The 15,386-nt window shown below is 55.3% G+C and carries 16 protein-coding genes; 6 read left to right on the top strand and 10 right to left on the bottom strand.

The window, feature by feature from the left end; translation table 11 throughout:
* The first annotated feature begins 404 nt into the window (after nt 1-404).
* Both BN2684_RS18175 and BN2684_RS18170 read left to right on the top strand, forming a co-directional pair.
* Nucleotides 405-1,013, top strand: a complete 609-nt coding sequence (locus tag BN2684_RS18175) for a hypothetical protein (protein WP_148450009.1) — start codon at nt 405-407, stop codon at nt 1,011-1,013.
* A 170-nt stretch (nt 1,014-1,183) separates the two neighbouring features.
* Nucleotides 1,184-2,221, top strand: coding sequence for a YkvI family membrane protein (locus BN2684_RS18170; RefSeq protein WP_058303537.1), 1,038 nt, complete (start codon nt 1,184-1,186; stop codon nt 2,219-2,221).
* Here the strand turns inward: BN2684_RS18170 and BN2684_RS18165 are convergent.
* Together BN2684_RS18165 and BN2684_RS18160 are read right to left on the bottom strand one after the other, a co-directional pair.
* Nucleotides 2,156-2,575, bottom strand: a complete 420-nt coding sequence (locus tag BN2684_RS18165) for a hypothetical protein (protein WP_058303536.1) — start codon at nt 2,573-2,575, stop codon at nt 2,156-2,158. The genes BN2684_RS18170 and BN2684_RS18165 overlap by 66 nt on opposite strands.
* Nucleotides 2,576-2,596: 21 nt before the next feature.
* The gene (locus BN2684_RS18160; protein ID WP_058303535.1) at nt 2,597-2,893 is read right to left on the bottom strand and encodes a hypothetical protein; all 297 of its coding nucleotides are present in this window, start codon (nt 2,891-2,893) and stop codon (nt 2,597-2,599) included.
* Between the two features lie 180 nt (nt 2,894-3,073).
* On the opposite strand from BN2684_RS18160, the gene BN2684_RS18155 reads away from it, so the two are divergent.
* Nucleotides 3,074-3,835, top strand: coding sequence for a glucose 1-dehydrogenase (locus BN2684_RS18155; protein ID WP_058303534.1), 762 nt, complete (start codon nt 3,074-3,076; stop codon nt 3,833-3,835).
* Nucleotides 3,836-3,968: 133 nt separating this feature from the next.
* Here the strand turns inward: BN2684_RS18155 and BN2684_RS18150 are convergent, their stop codons facing one another.
* The gene (locus BN2684_RS18150) at nt 3,969-5,165 is read right to left on the bottom strand and encodes a glycosyltransferase family 4 protein (protein ID WP_058304620.1); all 1,197 of its coding nucleotides are present in this window, start codon (nt 5,163-5,165) and stop codon (nt 3,969-3,971) included.
* 720 nt (nt 5,166-5,885) lie between these two features.
* Here BN2684_RS18150 and metG point away from each other — a divergent pair.
* Entirely contained in the window at nt 5,886-7,577 is a 1,692-nt protein-coding gene (metG, locus tag BN2684_RS18145; RefSeq protein WP_058303533.1) for a methionine--tRNA ligase, read from the top strand.
* Nucleotides 7,578-7,729: 152 nt separating this feature from the next.
* On the opposite strand, the gene BN2684_RS18140 is transcribed toward metG, so the two are convergent.
* Nucleotides 7,730-8,437, bottom strand: a complete 708-nt coding sequence (locus tag BN2684_RS18140; protein WP_058303532.1) for an AIM24 family protein — start codon at nt 8,435-8,437, stop codon at nt 7,730-7,732.
* A 123-nt stretch (nt 8,438-8,560) separates the two neighbouring features.
* Nucleotides 8,561-9,043 carry a hypothetical protein gene (locus BN2684_RS18135; protein ID WP_058303531.1) on the bottom strand — a complete coding sequence of 161 codons (483 nt, stop codon included), beginning with the start codon at nt 9,041-9,043 and terminating at the stop codon, nt 8,561-8,563.
* Nucleotides 9,044-9,246: 203 nt separating this feature from the next.
* Between BN2684_RS18135 and BN2684_RS18130 the strand changes: the two genes are divergently transcribed.
* Nucleotides 9,247-10,701 (top strand): RsmF rRNA methyltransferase first C-terminal domain-containing protein, encoded by a 1,455-nt coding sequence (locus tag BN2684_RS18130; RefSeq protein ID WP_058303530.1) that lies wholly within the window; start codon nt 9,247-9,249, stop codon nt 10,699-10,701.
* 266 nt (nt 10,702-10,967) lie between these two features.
* Nucleotides 10,968-11,057, top strand: a complete 90-nt coding sequence (locus tag BN2684_RS24015; RefSeq protein ID WP_082652063.1) for a YjcZ family sporulation protein — start codon at nt 10,968-10,970, stop codon at nt 11,055-11,057.
* A 227-nt stretch (nt 11,058-11,284) separates the two neighbouring features.
* Here BN2684_RS24015 and BN2684_RS18125 read toward each other — a convergent pair whose 3' ends face one another.
* The 5 genes from BN2684_RS18125 to BN2684_RS18105 are packed head-to-tail and all read right to left on the bottom strand — an operon-like array spanning nt 11,285 to nt 15,203.
* The gene (locus BN2684_RS18125) at nt 11,285-12,082 is read right to left on the bottom strand and encodes a Cof-type HAD-IIB family hydrolase (RefSeq protein WP_058303529.1); all 798 of its coding nucleotides are present in this window, start codon (nt 12,080-12,082) and stop codon (nt 11,285-11,287) included.
* A complete protein-coding gene (locus BN2684_RS18120; RefSeq protein ID WP_058303528.1) occupies nt 12,079-12,816 on the bottom strand; it encodes a pseudouridine synthase in 738 nt (245 codons plus the stop codon). Before BN2684_RS18120 ends, BN2684_RS18125 begins: the two co-directional genes overlap by 4 nt.
* A gap of 20 nt (nt 12,817-12,836) precedes the next feature.
* Nucleotides 12,837-13,268, bottom strand: coding sequence for a DUF309 domain-containing protein (locus BN2684_RS18115; RefSeq protein WP_058303527.1), 432 nt, complete (start codon nt 13,266-13,268; stop codon nt 12,837-12,839).
* Between the two features lie 5 nt (nt 13,269-13,273).
* Nucleotides 13,274-14,080, bottom strand: coding sequence for a GTP diphosphokinase (locus tag BN2684_RS18110; RefSeq protein ID WP_058303526.1), 807 nt, complete (start codon nt 14,078-14,080; stop codon nt 13,274-13,276).
* A gap of 25 nt (nt 14,081-14,105) precedes the next feature.
* Nucleotides 14,106-15,203 carry a quinone-dependent dihydroorotate dehydrogenase gene (locus BN2684_RS18105; RefSeq protein WP_058303525.1) on the bottom strand — a complete coding sequence of 366 codons (1,098 nt, stop codon included), beginning with the start codon at nt 15,201-15,203 and terminating at the stop codon, nt 14,106-14,108.
* Nucleotides 15,204-15,386: the final 183 nt, after the last annotated feature.

Raw genomic sequence — 15,386 nt, 5'->3', positions numbered from 1 at the left:
GGTTCCGAACAGATCTCGCATTCCATCATCCGGACAAGGATCGATATCCAACTGCTCGACCGGAACACCCTGCTTCATCGTAAGAAGAAAGATCCAGCCTCCTCATTGGATCTTGGCCATGACGTACTTGCTGTTTCGAACGGATGGATCTAATCAGGATTGTATAATTACGATTCCCCAATCGTTCATGCACTAATCTGCCCTTCAAACGTACGTTCGGTTCCTATCCTAAATCATGGTGAAAAGGGAGATACCCTTTTTCTATAATCGAAACCTTTCGAATTTACGAGTCAAATTCCATAAAAAGGAATAAAAATTTGTCAAAATCGCAACTTTTTCCGCTATGAAATCGTTTATAATAGAGAGTGATTTCCTAGAGAGAGAGTTTGAAAGGATTGGAACAGATGAAGCATACGATGAAACGTGCCTTGTCCGGCTTGCTGGTGGTTTCTTTGGCCATCGCCGTCGGGTTTCTAGCTGGTTATATCGCCAGTCCGGGCATCCTTCATAAGAATCGGGCAGCAACCAATACGAATAATTCGTCTGCGGAAGCTCTTCGTTCGAAGACCGGAGAACCGCAGAAGAAACCGGCTGAACAACAAGGCACCGCTGCCGCCGCATACTCTCACGAACACCCCTCCTTGATGGCCCTTACTCTCGATGACACGGAAAAGGAGGTCACCGCCCGCTACGGCAAGCCCTACAGCCAGTATGTATTGGACGATGACTCTGATCCAGTGACGGTTTATGATTATTCCCAGTTTTCCGTAGGATTTGATGCATCTGCACGCGTGCGATTCGTGGAGATCAGCGGAAACGCAGCCGATCCCGGACTTGGCGGCCTTCGGATCGGCGAATCCGGTACCAAGGTTTTGGATACCTTGGGCACTCCGGACAGCAACACGGGGTATGTGATGACTTATTGGACAGAGCAGACCGTGCTCAAGCTTGACATCGACCCGGAATCGAATACGATCGAATCCATCAAGTTGTTCGACCGCATGGATTTGTAAGACAAGCCCCCCTCCTGATACCCAAAAGCTCGACCGTATTCCAGTTCAACACTCGCTGGAGTTCGGTCGGGCTTCTTCTGCGTTAATGGCTGTCTTACCTACCAAACATAGTTTGGATCCTTCGGACATACCTTGATAGCAAGGATGGGATGGGAAGGACGTGCTGCTCCTTGCGTAAGTTCGGACAAATCCTCCAGGTAGCTTTTACCTATGTAGGCACGATCGTCGGCGCCGGTTTCGCTTCCGGCCAGGAAATTTTGCAATTCTTTACCCAATATGGCTGGCCGGCCGCGCTCTCCATTACATTGGCAGCTCTTTTGTTTGTATGGCTCGGAACCAAGCTGATGCTGCTCGCGCATGATACCGGGGCCAAATCCTATGAGGATCTCAACCGCACCCTCCTCGGCCCCCGCTTCGGCCAAGCCTTCAGCCTCTTTCAGCTCGCCGTGCTGCTCGGAACCTCGACGGTGATGATCGCGGGTGCCGGTTCGCTTTTTCAGGAGCAGCTTGGCTTCCATTACCAGACAGGGCTTCTCCTCACGTTATTTCTCGGGTTTTGGGTGCTCCGCAAGGGCATGAGCGGCATTCTCTCCATCAACACCGTAGTCGTTCCCTTCATGCTCTTGTATGTGGCGCTCATCTTTATTGGGACGCAGCAGCTGCCAACTGCCGGCAATTGGCTCATCCTACCGAATGACTATCCCATTCTCAAAACGGCAATTTCGCCGCTGCTCTACGCCGCATTTAATCTCGCGACCGCACAAGCTGTGCTTGTCCCGCTGGGGAATGCCTTTTCGGAGCGCAGAGTGCTGCTCATCGGCGGCATTGTTGGAGGAATCTTGGTCGGACTCATGCTCATGGCTGGACATATCGCCCTCTCCGCTCGAATGCCGGATATTCGCCAGTTCGAAATTCCGATGGCGCAGCTGATCGGCCAATTCGGGCCGCTGGTCCAGTTCATTTATACCTTGGTCATCTTCGGTGAAATATTTACGACCTTCGTAGCGGATGTGTTCGGTCTCGCCCTGCAATTGAAGCAGCATTCCCGATTGCCCAATGCGATCCTGATTCTCGCTCTGCTTGCCGTCTGTTACGGAGGGGCTCAGATTGGCTTCAGCTCGCTGCTCTCCCTGCTCTATCCGCTATTTGGTGCGCTCTCCCTCGGTTGGATTTGGCTCCTGATGCGAGGGCGACGGTTTATGGCTTAGGGTCATGGCTAGCAGAAGTCGAGCGTAGAGGAAACCAAAGCTGAGCAGGAAGAGAACGAAGCCGCACAGCAGATAGCCGATATGATAATCGGGGAACAAGCTTTGGTCGCGCAGAACGGCAATGACATCCACGAGCAAGAACAGAAAGGCGAAGGCAGCCGGAAATAGCAGCAAGTAATCTGCCATATTCCAGCGGAGGAGCACCTTACGGGTTTCCTCTCCGTTCCTTAGGCGCAGTCGGTGGTTACCGTTCCCCTCGGGGCTGCGAACGACAAACTGGCGAATCGTCATGACCGACAATCCGATGAAAAAAAGACCGACCATCCCGCCCAATATAGCTAACAGGGTAAACATGATTTCTCCTCCTTCAGACGATTACTTCCTCAACATATACAAAAGTGCAGCGGTGAAAGCCGCCGTAAGAACGGGAGCGGCCAGCACCAAGCCGAGCAAGAAGGTGCTGGAAGGAAGAGGAGCTTCCTTCCAGCACAACCGGGCAAAGCGAGCGATTCGCCCACCTTTCTCCCTCCCTCTTACGCTTTCATCATTTTGCTGATCCACGGCTGATATCTTGACGGAAGGGGCTTCAGACGGAACTTGAATTTTTCCGGTTTTTCGACCGATTCGATAAGTGATTTCTCGGGGAACGGGCGGTTTTTTGGGCGGTGTCATCTGCATCGCTTCTTTCTGGAAAGTGAAGGAAAACGAAGTCTACTCCTTCATACTAGCCAACGAACAGGCCTGTGGCAATGCTTCTTTTGATCAGGGGAGAAAATGCGGGTATAATCTCACCATAAGAGCATCGAGAAACCTCGGTAAGAGATTCCAAGGAAAGGGAGGGAAAGCCGAACCATGAAAAAAACAGCTCTCATCACCGGAGGCGGACAAGGGATCGGCAGAGCCCTTGCGGTCAAATTCGCCGAGAACGGGTATGCGGTTTCCCTCTGCGATGTGGACAAGGAAGCCGGGTTGGAAGTCGTCAAGCACATCCGAAGCTTTGGGGGAACGGCGCTGTTTCTACAAGTGGATGTTGCCGCGGAGGAGGATGTGCGCCGCTGGGTGAAGCTCACTGCAAACGAATTCGGCCGAATCGACGTGCTGATCAACAATGCGGGAATCAGCCGGAACGCTTCTTTTCTCGAATTAACGGCGGAAGATTTTGATCGGGTGATCGGGGTTAACCTGCGGGGCAGCTTCCTCTGTTCGCGGGAAGCTGCCCGGGTGATGAAGGAGTCCGGCGGAGGGAGTATCGTAAACCTGTCATCGACTCGGGCCCTCATGTCCGAGGCGGGCACGGAAGCGTACTCGGCCTCCAAAGGCGGCATTCTCGCCCTCACCCATGCGATGGCGGTAAGCCTCGGACCGGACGACATCCGCGTGAATGCCGTAAGTCCGGGATGGATCGAAACACGGGATTGGCAGCTCTCCTCTCGGGTAACGACACCCCATCACAGCGAGCAGGACAAGCTCCAGCATCCCGTCGGTCGGGTTGGAATCCCTTATGACATCGCAGACTTATGCGTCTACCTTTCTTCCGATCAAGCCGGATTCATCACCGGACAGAATTTCGTCGTAGACGGCGGAATGACCATCAAGATGATCTATGATGAATGAAAAGAAGACTCCCGGAACAAGCCGTCATTCGGCAGCTTGTTCCGGGAGACTTTTTGTAGTTGCAGGAAGACTCTTGAAATCAACACTTCGGCCGGGATCTCTGCTCTACCGCCAACCATACGACCTTAAGATGTTAGCTCAGCGTTACATCATCGCTCTTCTGCGGTCCGTCCGGACTTTCACCGGCCGATTCCTCAGTCGGTCTATGGGAATAGTATTCATACACCTTGACCAGCTGCTTGATGACCCGGTTGAGGGAATAGGCCCGTTTGGCCTTTTCCTGACCGGAGCGGGCCAGATTATACCGGAACGTCGGGTCGAGAATGAGCTTTTCGAGGGCAGCGGCAAGGGCGGCGGCATCATTCACAGGAACGAGCAATCCGTTCTTCCCGTTCTCGATCTGCTCTGGAATGCCGCCTACCTCCGTTCCCACGACAGCCAAGAGACAGAGAGCCGCTTCGGCATAAACATTCCCGAATGCTTCCGCTCGCGAAGGCAGGACGAAGATATCGAAGAAGGGCATAAATTCCTCGGGATGAAGCATATAGCCGTAAAAGATCGTATCCTCATACAAGTTTAAATCAGCCGCAAGCTTCTCCAAATCTTGGCGGGACGGGCCGTCCCCAATCATGTGGAGCACGAAGGGCAGCCCTTTCTTCTTGAGCAAGCCGCAAGCCTCGATCAGCACATCGAGCCCTTTCGCCGGCACAAGGCGGCAGACGGTGATGAGCTGCGGCACTTGATTCTCATGGGGAACCGGCCGGAAACGCCGTTCGTCGAAGCCGTTCGGAATGACGCCGATGCGTTCAGAATCCTGCACATATTCTCCAAGGTATTGGCGGAAGGCGCTGGAAACGGTAAGGATTTGATCCGTCCTTTCTTCCACCTCGCGATAGATCGAAGTGAGAAAGGCGTGCTCTTCTCCTCCTTCCTTAATCTTGCCGTTCAGGATAAGCTCCCGTTCATAGCTGGAGTGAATCGTCACGATCACCGGAATATCCGGAAAAGCCTCCTTCATCGCAAGAGCGGCGATCGGATGGTGGGCATGGATCAGATCGAAGGTCGGTCCCAGTCGCATGCGGGTCCACCACAGGTAGTCTTTGTACGTCTGAATATATTTTTCAATAATCGGATTTCCCGCATAGATCGTCCAATCGAAGGTGGCGAAGACAACGGGGGCGGTTCCCTTGTTGCGGATCCGCTTCGGCAGGGAGAACAGGTCCATCTCCCAGCCCTTCTTGGCCGCGAACCTCTCTTGGATGTACGGAACCATGGATGATACCCCGCCCGGCTGCTCGGGCGGAAAAAACAGAGCTTGCAAAATATTCATGTCGGTCTCCCCCATTCAACTTGCATCCTGGCCGGTTGTCTCACTTGCTGCCTCTTGGCGGGAGGGCATCGGCAACTGGGGCAGTCTGGCTATCTCGCTTTCGTTCGGGCTAGCGCCCTCTATCGCGGTTGATTGCTGTCACACGAAACCGAAGCGGAATCGATTCTTGCTCCCTCTATTGTACCTTTCATACGGCAAAGCTGAAAAGGGCAGATTACAGGGCTGTTGTGGTAATCACCTGAATAAGGCGGATTTTTGACGAGGCGGCTAGTTTTTTGAGAAAAGTGTGTTATACTAGTCAGCAATCGAATCGTTCGGCTGGAAAAAGCTGAGAAGAGAAAGAGTACCTGCATCGCATCGCTCACCAGAGAGCCCCCGTCCGCTGAGAAGGGGCAGCGAAGCCTGCGGGGAACATGGTCTCGGAGCTGCGCATCGAACCCCGCGAGGGCTGTAGGCTGCGCCGGAATCCTGCGTCCGTTATCGCGCAGCTCGTGTTATCAAACCGGGTATCATGCACGGTTTTGAAACACGAGTTGGGTATACCGCATCCATCTATGCGGCGTACCCAAAAAGGCCGGTTTCGCGAGAAACCGGTGAACATGGGTGGTAACACGCGGGTAATCCCTCGTCCCTTGGACTTCTACAAGTCCGGGTGACGAGGGATTTTTGTTTTTTTCACGCCCGATTCGACATCCCATATCCGTGAGAGGAGATTAACCCATGCCCATCTTCATCGGCGGGGCCTGGCCTTACGCCAACGGCTCCCTGCATCTCGGCCATCTGTCCAGCCTGCTCCCCGGCGATATTCTCGCCCGCTATTACCGCATGAAAGGGGAGGACGTGCTTTATGTATCCGGCAGCGACTGCCATGGCACTCCCATTGCCATTCGGGCGGAAAAGGAAGGAGTCGAACCTTCGGCCATCGCCGACTTCTATCACCAGGAGTTCACGGAGTGCTTCCGGCAGCTCGGCTTCAGCTACGACCTGTACACCCGAACGGATGCGCCGCATCATTACCATTATGTCCAAGAGCTCTTCCTCCGCTTGCTCAACAGCGGCTGTCTGGAGCTCCGCGAGGTCGGTCAAACCTATTGTCCAGCCTGCTCGAAATTCCTGCCCGACCGTTACGTGGAAGGCACATGCCCGCGCTGCGGAGCGCATGCCCGCGGGGATCAATGCGAGGCATGCCAGTCGGTGCTCGATCCGACCGATTTGACGGAGCGCCGATGTAAGCTGTGCGGAGCCGAACCGGAGACCCGCTCAACCCAGCACTATTACCTGCTGCTCTCCCGCTTTCAGGAGGAGCTCGAACGCTATGCTCGGGAAGCGGAAGGCTGGAGAGAGAACGCCGTTCACCTGACTCGGCGCTATCTGGAGGAAGGGCTGGTCGACCGGGCAGCTACCCGCGACCTGCCTTGGGGAATCGATGTTCCGGTCGAAGGCTTTGAAGGCAAGAAGATCTACGTCTGGATCGAAGCCGTCAGCGGCTATTGGACCGCCAGCCGCAAATGGGCGGAGGACACCGGTAACGACTACCTTCCCTTCTGGAGCGAAGGAGCGCTCGCTTACTACATTCATGGGAAGGATAACATTCCGTTTCACACGGTCATCCTGCCCGCTCTCCTGCTCGGTTCAGGCGGACTGCATCTACCCGACCGAATCGTATCCGGCGAATACCTGACCTTAGAGGGACAAAAGATATCCACCAGCCGAGGATGGGCAGTCTGGGTGCCGGATGTGCTGGAGCGTTATGAGCCCGACTCGCTTCGTTATTTCATTACGGTTAATTCACCGGAAAAGCATGATGGTGATTTCAGCTGGCACGAGTTCATCCGCAGCCACAACGGCGAGCTGGTCAACGCCTTCGGCAATTTTGTACATCGCTCGCTGGTCTTTATCGTGAAATCGTTCGATGGCCGGGTACCGAACGGACGATTGGATGAGAGCATCGAGCGCGAGCTAAGAGGACTGTATGACCGGATGAGCGCTCTAATCGAAAAAGCAGAGCTAAAAAAAGCGCTGGAGGAGTGCTTCGGGTTCATCCGCCGCGCCAACAAGTATTTCGACGAGCGGAAGCCCTGGAGCGAGGTGCAGACGAATCCTCCCCATGCGGCGGATACCCTCTACACCTGCGTGCAGATCATCGCCAACCTGGAGCGGCTGCTTTCTCCGTTCCTGCCTTTTGCCTGTGCGAAGCTTGCAGGCTTCCTTGGAGAACCAAGGCCCCTCAGTGAACTCAGTGAACCGGATACGGAAACGTTTCAGGCGGACGCTCTCCAGTCTCATCGATGGGCGTTCACGGAAGTCGCTTCCGGGACGGTGCTCGGCTCGATCGAGCCGTTGTTCGCCCGGATTGATCCGGCAAGAGAGGCCGAAGAGACGGAACGGCTCGCCGCAAAGTTGAAAGCCTGAATCGAGTATCAGGTATCGGGCACATACCCGCTAAAAGGACGGCATCGAGTTTGGGACCCGGCCGTGTTCGTCAGAGCTGCAGGAGTTCCGACGAAAGCTTGATCGATGAATGAGCTTACCTCAAGGGTAGGGTAAAGGATCATTCTCTCGAGTTATTTAATAATGACACCGCCGAATGGGATCACTTCGCGCAGAACCCGCTTGATAAGTCCATCGTTCGGATGCTCGGCTTCAAGCTCCGCCTCCGTCGTCCCTGTTTGCAGCAGCACGCTGCCGGTCCCGCGGATTTCCCATTGGTAATTCATATGCTGGCTGGCCAGATGATTGCCGTAGACACACAGGTCCACCTTCGCATTCTCCGGATAAGCGACCAGACAGCGGGAATCCACATATACCGGAACGTCAGGATCAAGCTTCATCTCATAGAGAGGACCGCGCGAGAGGATGCCGAGAGCGCCGGTGCCGGTAAATTTCATCTTGAGAAACTCTCGAGTGACGATCATATTTTTCACTTTCAACAGCACACTCTTCATGGAGATCCCTTCCTCAAAAAAGAGAATGCTGCGGATATCGAACAGGAGGTCGGTACCTGCCGTTAACGGAAGCAGCTTCAAGTGGTATCCGGCGGGAAGAGAAAGGATGAATTCCGAAGGACCGGACAGGTCGGAACGAATCAATTTGCGCTTGCGGTACATGCCCTTGAGATCCATGAAGCGATCCTCTCTCAGAGACGGAGCGCCACGAAAGGCGACGAGCGCTTTCGGGTTCAACAGATGAAGCAGTTCTCCATCATGAAGCATAACCCGGGCTCCGTTTGCTCCATAGCCTGCACCGCCCGAATCATCCGCCTGTAGAAGCATAGGGCCTCCCTCCTCTCTTGGAAATGTTCGTTGTTTCATGAGCCGGATCATGGGCGAACCCGACTGGATCAACCAGCGGCGGGTGCCCGGTATCATCCGCTTGTGCCCTACAAGTCGGTCTCATTATCGTCCTTTGCGCAGAGCAAACCGAGTAAAGCGACCGGCCAGGAAGGCTGCGGCGATCAAACCCGCTCCGGTATAGAGCGCTGTCCTCAGCCGCCGATTCGCTTTTTGCCGCAGCTCGTTGGTGTTCTTGAGTTCCTCCAAGGTCACAGCGAGCTGTCGGTTTTCTTCGGCCAAAAGAGCATTTTCCTTGGCGAGGCGCTCCTGCTCGGCGAGAAGCTCTTCCGCGGTCTGCTGTGCTTTCAGAGCCGTCTCCTCCGCCTGCTTGCGGGTCGATTCAAGCTCTTGTCGGGTATCCTCGTATTGGTCCTGTATTTGCTGATAATTGTCCTGAAGCTTGTCCACTTCACCGGGAAGCTGAAAAAAGCTCTTGATTCGGCTGAACGCCCCGGCATGAGCGGGAGCGGCCGTTCCGGGAAGCGGAAGCAAAGTGAATGCCAGGATTAAAGCAACCAAACTCATCCCGCGGGTAAAGGTCTTCATGAACGCGCTCCCCTCTCCTGTCTGCCAAATCGTTGCACCCATCCATCCTGATCAAGTAAGGCACACTCTCTTATATACGAAATCTTACCCGATTCGTTTCTTTGCGACAACGTCCCCTGTTGGCTTTCCCCGAAAGATGGTTTACCATGGAGAACGACAGAGACGGGATCCCCCGTAAAGACGAATGAAGGAGACTCCACCCAATGACTTCATTGCCTGAAGCCTTTATCGAACGCATCCGGGAGCAGCTTGGGGCGGAAGCCGACGCATTTCTTGCTACTTATGCCGATTCGCGGACCCAAGGCTTGCGCCGCAACTCACTTAAACTATCCGCCGATCATCCGGTTTGGCGGAGCATCGAACAGGAATTCTCGCTGGAACCGATATCCTGGTGCTCCACCGGTTCCTATTATCCCGATTCCGCCAGGCCCGGACGAAGCGTACTCCACGCGGCAGGCCTCTACTATATCCAGGAACCGTCCGCCATGTCTTCCGCTGAGCTGCTTGCTCCCGAGCCGGGTGAAACCGTCCTCGACCTCGCCGCTGCACCCGGTGGCAAATCGACGCAGATCGCCTTTCGGATGAAAGGCAGCGGGCTGCTTGTCAGCAACGAAATTCATCCCGGAAGAGCCAAGATCCTCTCGGAAAATCTGGAGCGGACCGGCGTGCGAAATGCAGTTGTCACCAGCATGAATCCGCAGGCGCTTGCCGATAAATTCCCAGCGTTCTTCGACCGGATCATGCTGGACGCTCCCTGCTCGGGAGAGGGCATGTTCCGCAAGGACCCGGAAGCGGTGGCAGAATGGACGGCGGACTCTCCGGCCTTCTGTGCGGCGCGCCAGAAGGACATCCTGAAGGATGCCGTCCGCATGCTGAAGCCGGGAGGCGTGCTCGGTTATTCGACATGCACCTTCAATCGGGAAGAGAATGAGGACATCGTCGATTGGCTGCTTGACACGTATCCGGCCTTCAAGCTCTTGCGCATGGAACGCATTTGGCCTCATCGCGAGCGAGGAGAAGGCCATTTCGTGGCGATTCTTCAATGGGCTTCCGCAGCTGCAGAAGAACTTGATGAAGCGGGTGACGAGGACACCGCAGATGCGGGATTCGGCCGATTCGCGGCGGTCAGCTCCCCTCCTGTGCGGCCTGATAAAAACAAGGCCAAGGGGCATGGAAAGAGAGCCGCCGGATCATCCGCAGCCGCCGCGAAGCAGGCCAAGGAAGCGATGGCGCTGTTCGAGGATTTCGCAGCCGCGAATCTGCCCGGCTTCGCGGCCGGAACTGGCGAGCCGCTCCTCTTCGGCGAGCAGCTGTACTGGCTGCCACATGGAGAGAGCGTTGCGTTTACCGCCGAACGCCTGGATGGCGTACGGGTGCTGCGGCCCGGCTTGCATCTTGCGGAGCTCAAGAAGGGCCGCCTCGAGCCGGCCTACGCCCTCGCCATCGCGTCGCAAAGCGGCGATGCGGCGCGGGTGTTCCCGCTTGAGGCGGACGATGCGCTCGCCTCCATGTTCCTGCGTGGCGAAGCGCTTCAAGCCGATGGCTATCCCGAGGGATGGACGCTCGTCACCGTCGCCGGCTTCCCTGTGGGATGGGGCAAAATCAGCGGCGGCCAATTGAAGAACCATTATCCGAAAGGATTGCGTCAGCAGAAGTAAAGGCACCGGCGGGAGGCGGCGGGATTTCGCCTCCTCCTCCCCAAACAGCCGTCCCTTCCCCTATTAGCCGTATTCACCAGAACCAGACGGGCATTTACCCAAATTACCGAATCGGGGCATCCGTCCATACGTTTTTTAAGCCCTCTCATATTATGAAATTAGCCGACGTCAAGCGCTAACCGCATGATTCACAGCGGCAGTCTCAAGAGACTGGAGGCTAAGCGGCCGGTTGATCGGCATACAACCACTAAAAGGAGGGCTTTTGCATGACGGCTGTTGCAGGTTACGGCAGTTCCATTGCCTTTGTTCTGGTGCTTTTCATCCTTCTGGTAATCATCCTCAAAACCTGGTACTAAGAATCACACCAGCGGTAAGCCTGTGATGCGCCTTGCGGAGATTCCTAACCGCTCTATAGGATCTGCCGGGGGCGCTTCCCGGGCTGTCCCTCGCGGATGAAGTTCCCCCATGAACGGCAATAAAGAAGCCTTTCCTCCGATCTCAAGGAGAAAAGGCTTCTTCCGTTGAACGACGAATCGAGCGTTCGAGGCCGCCCTTGAAGCGCTGCACCCGTTACCTTTTCCGGTCAGTTCTGTTCCAGCAAGTACTTGCGGATCGCCTGAGCGACTCCGCTCTCGTTGTTGCTTCCGGTGACCGTATCAGCCCGCCGGATGACCTCGTCAGGGGAATTGGCCATCGCGATCCCAAGCCCCGCCCACTCAAGCATCTCCACATCGTTATAATAATTGCCGATGGCGACGACTTGCTCCCGCGTAAAGCCGAGCTGCTCGCTCATCGCTTTCAACGCATTCCCTTTCGTGGCTTCGGGATTGATGATGTCGATAAAATAGAGACCGCTGCGGATTTTACGCAGAGGGCAGCCGATGGAATCCCAGTCCCGTTCCACGCTATCCATCTGATCTTCCGTGCCGAACAAGGTGAACTTCACCTTCGGCTCGTCCACATCAGCCACATCGCGGATAACGGTCGGCACTTGCGAATATTTCTCGTACATGGCCTTCTCTTCATCCGTCAGATGCTCGACATATAAATCGAACGGAGTGCACAAGTCGTAATGGATGGAGCGCTCCCGGCAGTAATCAACCAAGGGCTTCAGGTCGGCGAATTCGATGCGAAAATCGCTCAGCACCTTCCGTTCAGCCGCCTCCACAACCGTTGCTCCGTTGTGGGTGATCATAAAGCCGCCGGTTCCGAGCTGCTCATAGACCGGCAAGGCGCTGATCGGACCTCTTCCGGTGCACAGCACGACCGTCACTCCTTGCTCGTGAAGCTCGCGCACGGCTTTGCGGTTCTCTTCGGTCAGCTCATGATCGTCCGTAATCAAGGTTCCGTCGACATCAAGGGCAATCAATTTCCAGTTCATGAGTTTCTCAATCCTTCCGTCTCCATTTCCGTCAGCTCCCGGTACTCCCCTAATCGAAGGGTATCATCCAGGGTGAGTTGCCCCATCGATAACCGCTTCAAGTAGACCACCTGTTTGCCTACGGACTGAAACATTCTCTTTACTTGATGAAACTTACCTTCGTGGATAGTCAACCGGATGCGAGACAGCTTTCCCGTTTCAAGCTCTTCCGCATGCTCAATGACCAGCTCCGCCGGGAGTGTGACATAACCGTCGTCCAGCTCAACGCCCTTCCGGAATGCTTCACGGTCTTCCTCCGTCACAAAACCGGAGACTTCCGCGTAGTAGGTCTTCGGAACATGCTTGCGAGGGGTCAACAGCTGGTGGGCCAGTTTGCCGTCGTTCGTAAGAAGGAGAAGCCCCTCTGTATCCTTGTCCAGACGGCCTACCGGAAACAACTCGAAATGCCGGTATTCCTCACCTAGAAGCTCCAGCACCGTACGATCTCTAACATCCTCCGTCGCCGACACATAGCCCGGAGGCTTGTGCAGCATCAGGTACACAAACTCCCGGTACTCCACCCGCTCCCCGTCCGCCATAATTTCATCGGACTCCGGGTTGACCTGCATTCCGCTGTCCTTGATCGGTTTTCCGTTGACGGAGACAAGCCCCCGCTTTACGAGCTCCTTGATCTCGCGACGGGTACCGAAGCCGGTATGGGCGAGAATCTTATCCAAGCGCTCTGTCTTCTTCATCGGCCGCTCCTCTAGCTCGATTAGTGCTCCCTTTCATGCTTCTCCGGAGGAAGCAAGCGCAACCGCTCCACTTCCTCCTGAAGCTCAGGGTCGATTATGTCGATCGTCAAATCGTAAAAAGGAAAGCTCGCCGCGTCCCCCGTCTCCGTCGCTTGCCGTAAACCGATCAAATAGGCTTCGCTTTCTCGGCGCAGCCGATTCAAATCGATGCCAAGTGCATCCGGCGGATAAGGGGCTAGCTTTTGAAGAGCGCCAGTGAACAGCTTGAACGCTCCATTCAGATTGCCGTTTCGGTGATGATACAAGCCTACGGCCACCTGCAGCAACCCTTGATAGAGAAGATTGCGCCCTTCTCTCAGCCACAGCTCTTCAAGCACCTCGTGGCATTCAAAATAATCCCGTTCACGGTTAAAATAATGCAAATGCGCGATATAGAGGGGGTCATAGCTCATCCGGGCTACCTCCCTTCAAAATCCCTTTTGGCCCGCTCGATGGCGCGTTCCATGTCATCCGACAGCTCTTTGAGGCCCCAGATGTTCTCGTTCTCCCACAGTTCGTTGAAGCGAAGCTGGAATTGGGCGGCATCCCGCACCCGGCGGAAAAAATAGAGCATCTGAATTTGGTTGAGCAGAGAATTGATCAGATTCGAACGATCCTCGAACAGCTTTTGACTCTCCGTGATGTCGTCGCGGATGCTGGACATTTCCTCATCGAGCAGGTTGGCCGCTTCCGCCGCCTTGCTGAGCCGCATTTTGACATCATCGGGCAGATCGCCCTTGTATTTGTAATTGAGCGAATGCTCAATGGTCGCCCAGAAGTTCATGGCCAGCGTCCGAATTTGGATTTCAGCCAAAATCGGTTTCATCCCGAGGGCGGACTGCACCGGGTATTCGACAATGATGTGATAGCTCCGGTAACCGCTGTCCTTCTTGTTGGTGATGTAATCCTTGAAATACAGCACCTTCATGTCTTGGCGATGGCGGATCAAGTCGGCCATCCGTTCGATGTCTTCCATGAATTGGCACATGATCCGGATGCCTGCTATATCTTCAATGCCCGTCTCGAGCTGATCCATCGGGACGTTCAAGCGTTTCGCTTTGTCCAAAATGCTGGAGATCCGCTTCACGCGGCCGGTGACAAATTCAATGGGCGAATATTCTTCCCGCTTCTTCAGCTCGGAGCGGAGCAGCTTGAATTTGACCTTAAGCTCCTCCACTGCCTGCTCATAGGGAAGCAAAAATTTATTCCAGTCTCTTCCGTCCATCCGTCCTTCTCCTTCCACTAGTGACTCAAGGCTGGCCGCTTCCTACCGCCTCGCTGATATGGCGGAAGCCGTCGGCTTTAAGCCTCATCGCCAGGCCATCGTTCAGCTTCCGCAGAAGCTCCGGCCCTTCATAGATGAGCGCCGTATAGATCTCCACGAGGCTCGCTCCCGCCCGAATTCGTTCATAAGCTTCATCCGCCGTGAAGATTCCGCCCGAGCCGACAAGCGGAATCCGCCCTCCGGTCAGCTTATACAGCCGACGGATGACCTCATGCGAGCGTTTCGTGAGCGGCCGGCCGCTTAATCCTCCGGACTCCCCGGCATTCCGATGTTGGAGACCGCTTCGATCCAAGGTCGTATTGGTCGCAATCATTCCGCTTACGCCAGCGGCTAGAGCGGTCTCGGCCACCTGCTCTAGCTCCTCATCCGTGAGATCCGGAGCGATCTTAAGCAGGAATGCCTTCGCTTCGCCTCCGTGCAGCTTGCGCTCGGCGTCCATCTCTTCCCTGACGGCCCCGAGCAGCCTACGAAGCTCTTCCCCATGCTGCAAGCTCCTCAATCCGGGGGTGTTCGGCGAACTGATATTGATCGCAAACAGATCGGCCTCGGGATAGAGCTCGCGGATACAAGCCCGGTAATCCTCTTCCGCTTGTTCGTTCGGCGTATCCTTGTTCTTGCCGATATTCACGCATACGGGAACGGGGCGGGTCCGCAGGCGTCCAAGCGCTTGCTTCATCCTTCCCGCTCCTTCATTATTGAAGCCCATTCGATTGATGAGCGCACCATCCTCCGGCAGGCGGTAGAGCCGAGGCTGAGGGTTGCCAGGCTGTGGCCGTGGAGTCACCGTCCCCACTTCCAAGAAACCGAAGCCGATGGCGGCGAGTCCGGGTACGGCTACACCGTTCTTGTCGAGTCCAGCCGCTAATCCCACCGGATTCGGAAACTCGCAGCCCCACAGCTTGACCGCGAGCTCTGGCCGCTCCGGAACCCCGTACATAGCATGCATAAGCGGCAGCATTCCCGGTACGGAAGCGGCTCCTGTAAGTCCGGCGATCGTCAGATGATGGGCTTTTTCCGGGTCCATACGAAACAGCAAGGGCTTAGCCGCCCATCGGTACAACAATCGCTTCACTCTCCATCCGTTCGCAAACGCGGTCTCGTTCTCAATTTTTACTCCCTCGAAACAGTTTATTCTTTTACGCTCAAAAAGAAAAGGAGAACGAGCTTTTTTCCTAGTCCATTTAGCTGTGACACGCGTTTCGAACCCGACAAGACGGACAAAAAAACTCTGCTAAAACGCTTTCTT

The organism is Gorillibacterium timonense (genome assembly GCF_001457415.1).
Lineage (GTDB): Bacteria > Bacillota > Bacilli > Paenibacillales > NBRC-103111 > Gorillibacterium > Gorillibacterium timonense.
The sequence above is the reverse complement of the archived record's forward strand: the minus strand, read 5'-3'. Positions and strand labels throughout refer to the sequence as shown.

Bases quoted from the DNA above. Each gene is read 5' to 3' on its own strand.
- BN2684_RS18165 (WP_058303536.1), bottom strand. From the start codon at position 2,575: ATGTTTACCCTGTTAGCTATATTGGGCGGGATGGTCGGTCTTTTTTTC.
- BN2684_RS18135 (WP_058303531.1), bottom strand. From the start codon at position 9,043: ATGAAGACCTTTACCCGCGGGATGAGTTTGGTTGCTTTAATCCTGGCA.
- BN2684_RS18120 (WP_058303528.1), bottom strand. From the start codon at position 12,816: ATGAAGAAGACAGAGCGCTTGGATAAGATTCTCGCCCATACCGGCTTC.
- BN2684_RS18140 (WP_058303532.1), bottom strand. From the start codon at position 8,437: ATGCTTCTACAGGCGGATGATTCGGGCGGTGCAGGCTATGGAGCAAAC.
- BN2684_RS18160 (WP_058303535.1), bottom strand. From the start codon at position 2,893: ATGACACCGCCCAAAAAACCGCCCGTTCCCCGAGAAATCACTTATCGA.
- BN2684_RS18150 (WP_058304620.1), bottom strand. From the start codon at position 5,165: ATGAATATTTTGCAAGCTCTGTTTTTTCCGCCCGAGCAGCCGGGCGGG.
- BN2684_RS18175 (WP_148450009.1), top strand. From the start codon at position 405: ATGAAGCATACGATGAAACGTGCCTTGTCCGGCTTGCTGGTGGTTTCT.
- BN2684_RS24015 (WP_082652063.1), top strand. From the start codon at position 10,968: ATGACGGCTGTTGCAGGTTACGGCAGTTCCATTGCCTTTGTTCTGGTG.
- metG (WP_058303533.1), top strand. From the start codon at position 5,886: ATGCCCATCTTCATCGGCGGGGCCTGGCCTTACGCCAACGGCTCCCTG.
- BN2684_RS18110 (WP_058303526.1), bottom strand. From the start codon at position 14,080: ATGGACGGAAGAGACTGGAATAAATTTTTGCTTCCCTATGAGCAGGCA.
- BN2684_RS18125 (WP_058303529.1), bottom strand. From the start codon at position 12,082: ATGAACTGGAAATTGATTGCCCTTGATGTCGACGGAACCTTGATTACG.
- BN2684_RS18115 (WP_058303527.1), bottom strand. From the start codon at position 13,268: ATGAGCTATGACCCCCTCTATATCGCGCATTTGCATTATTTTAACCGT.
- BN2684_RS18130 (WP_058303530.1), top strand. From the start codon at position 9,247: ATGACTTCATTGCCTGAAGCCTTTATCGAACGCATCCGGGAGCAGCTT.
- BN2684_RS18155 (WP_058303534.1), top strand. From the start codon at position 3,074: ATGAAAAAAACAGCTCTCATCACCGGAGGCGGACAAGGGATCGGCAGA.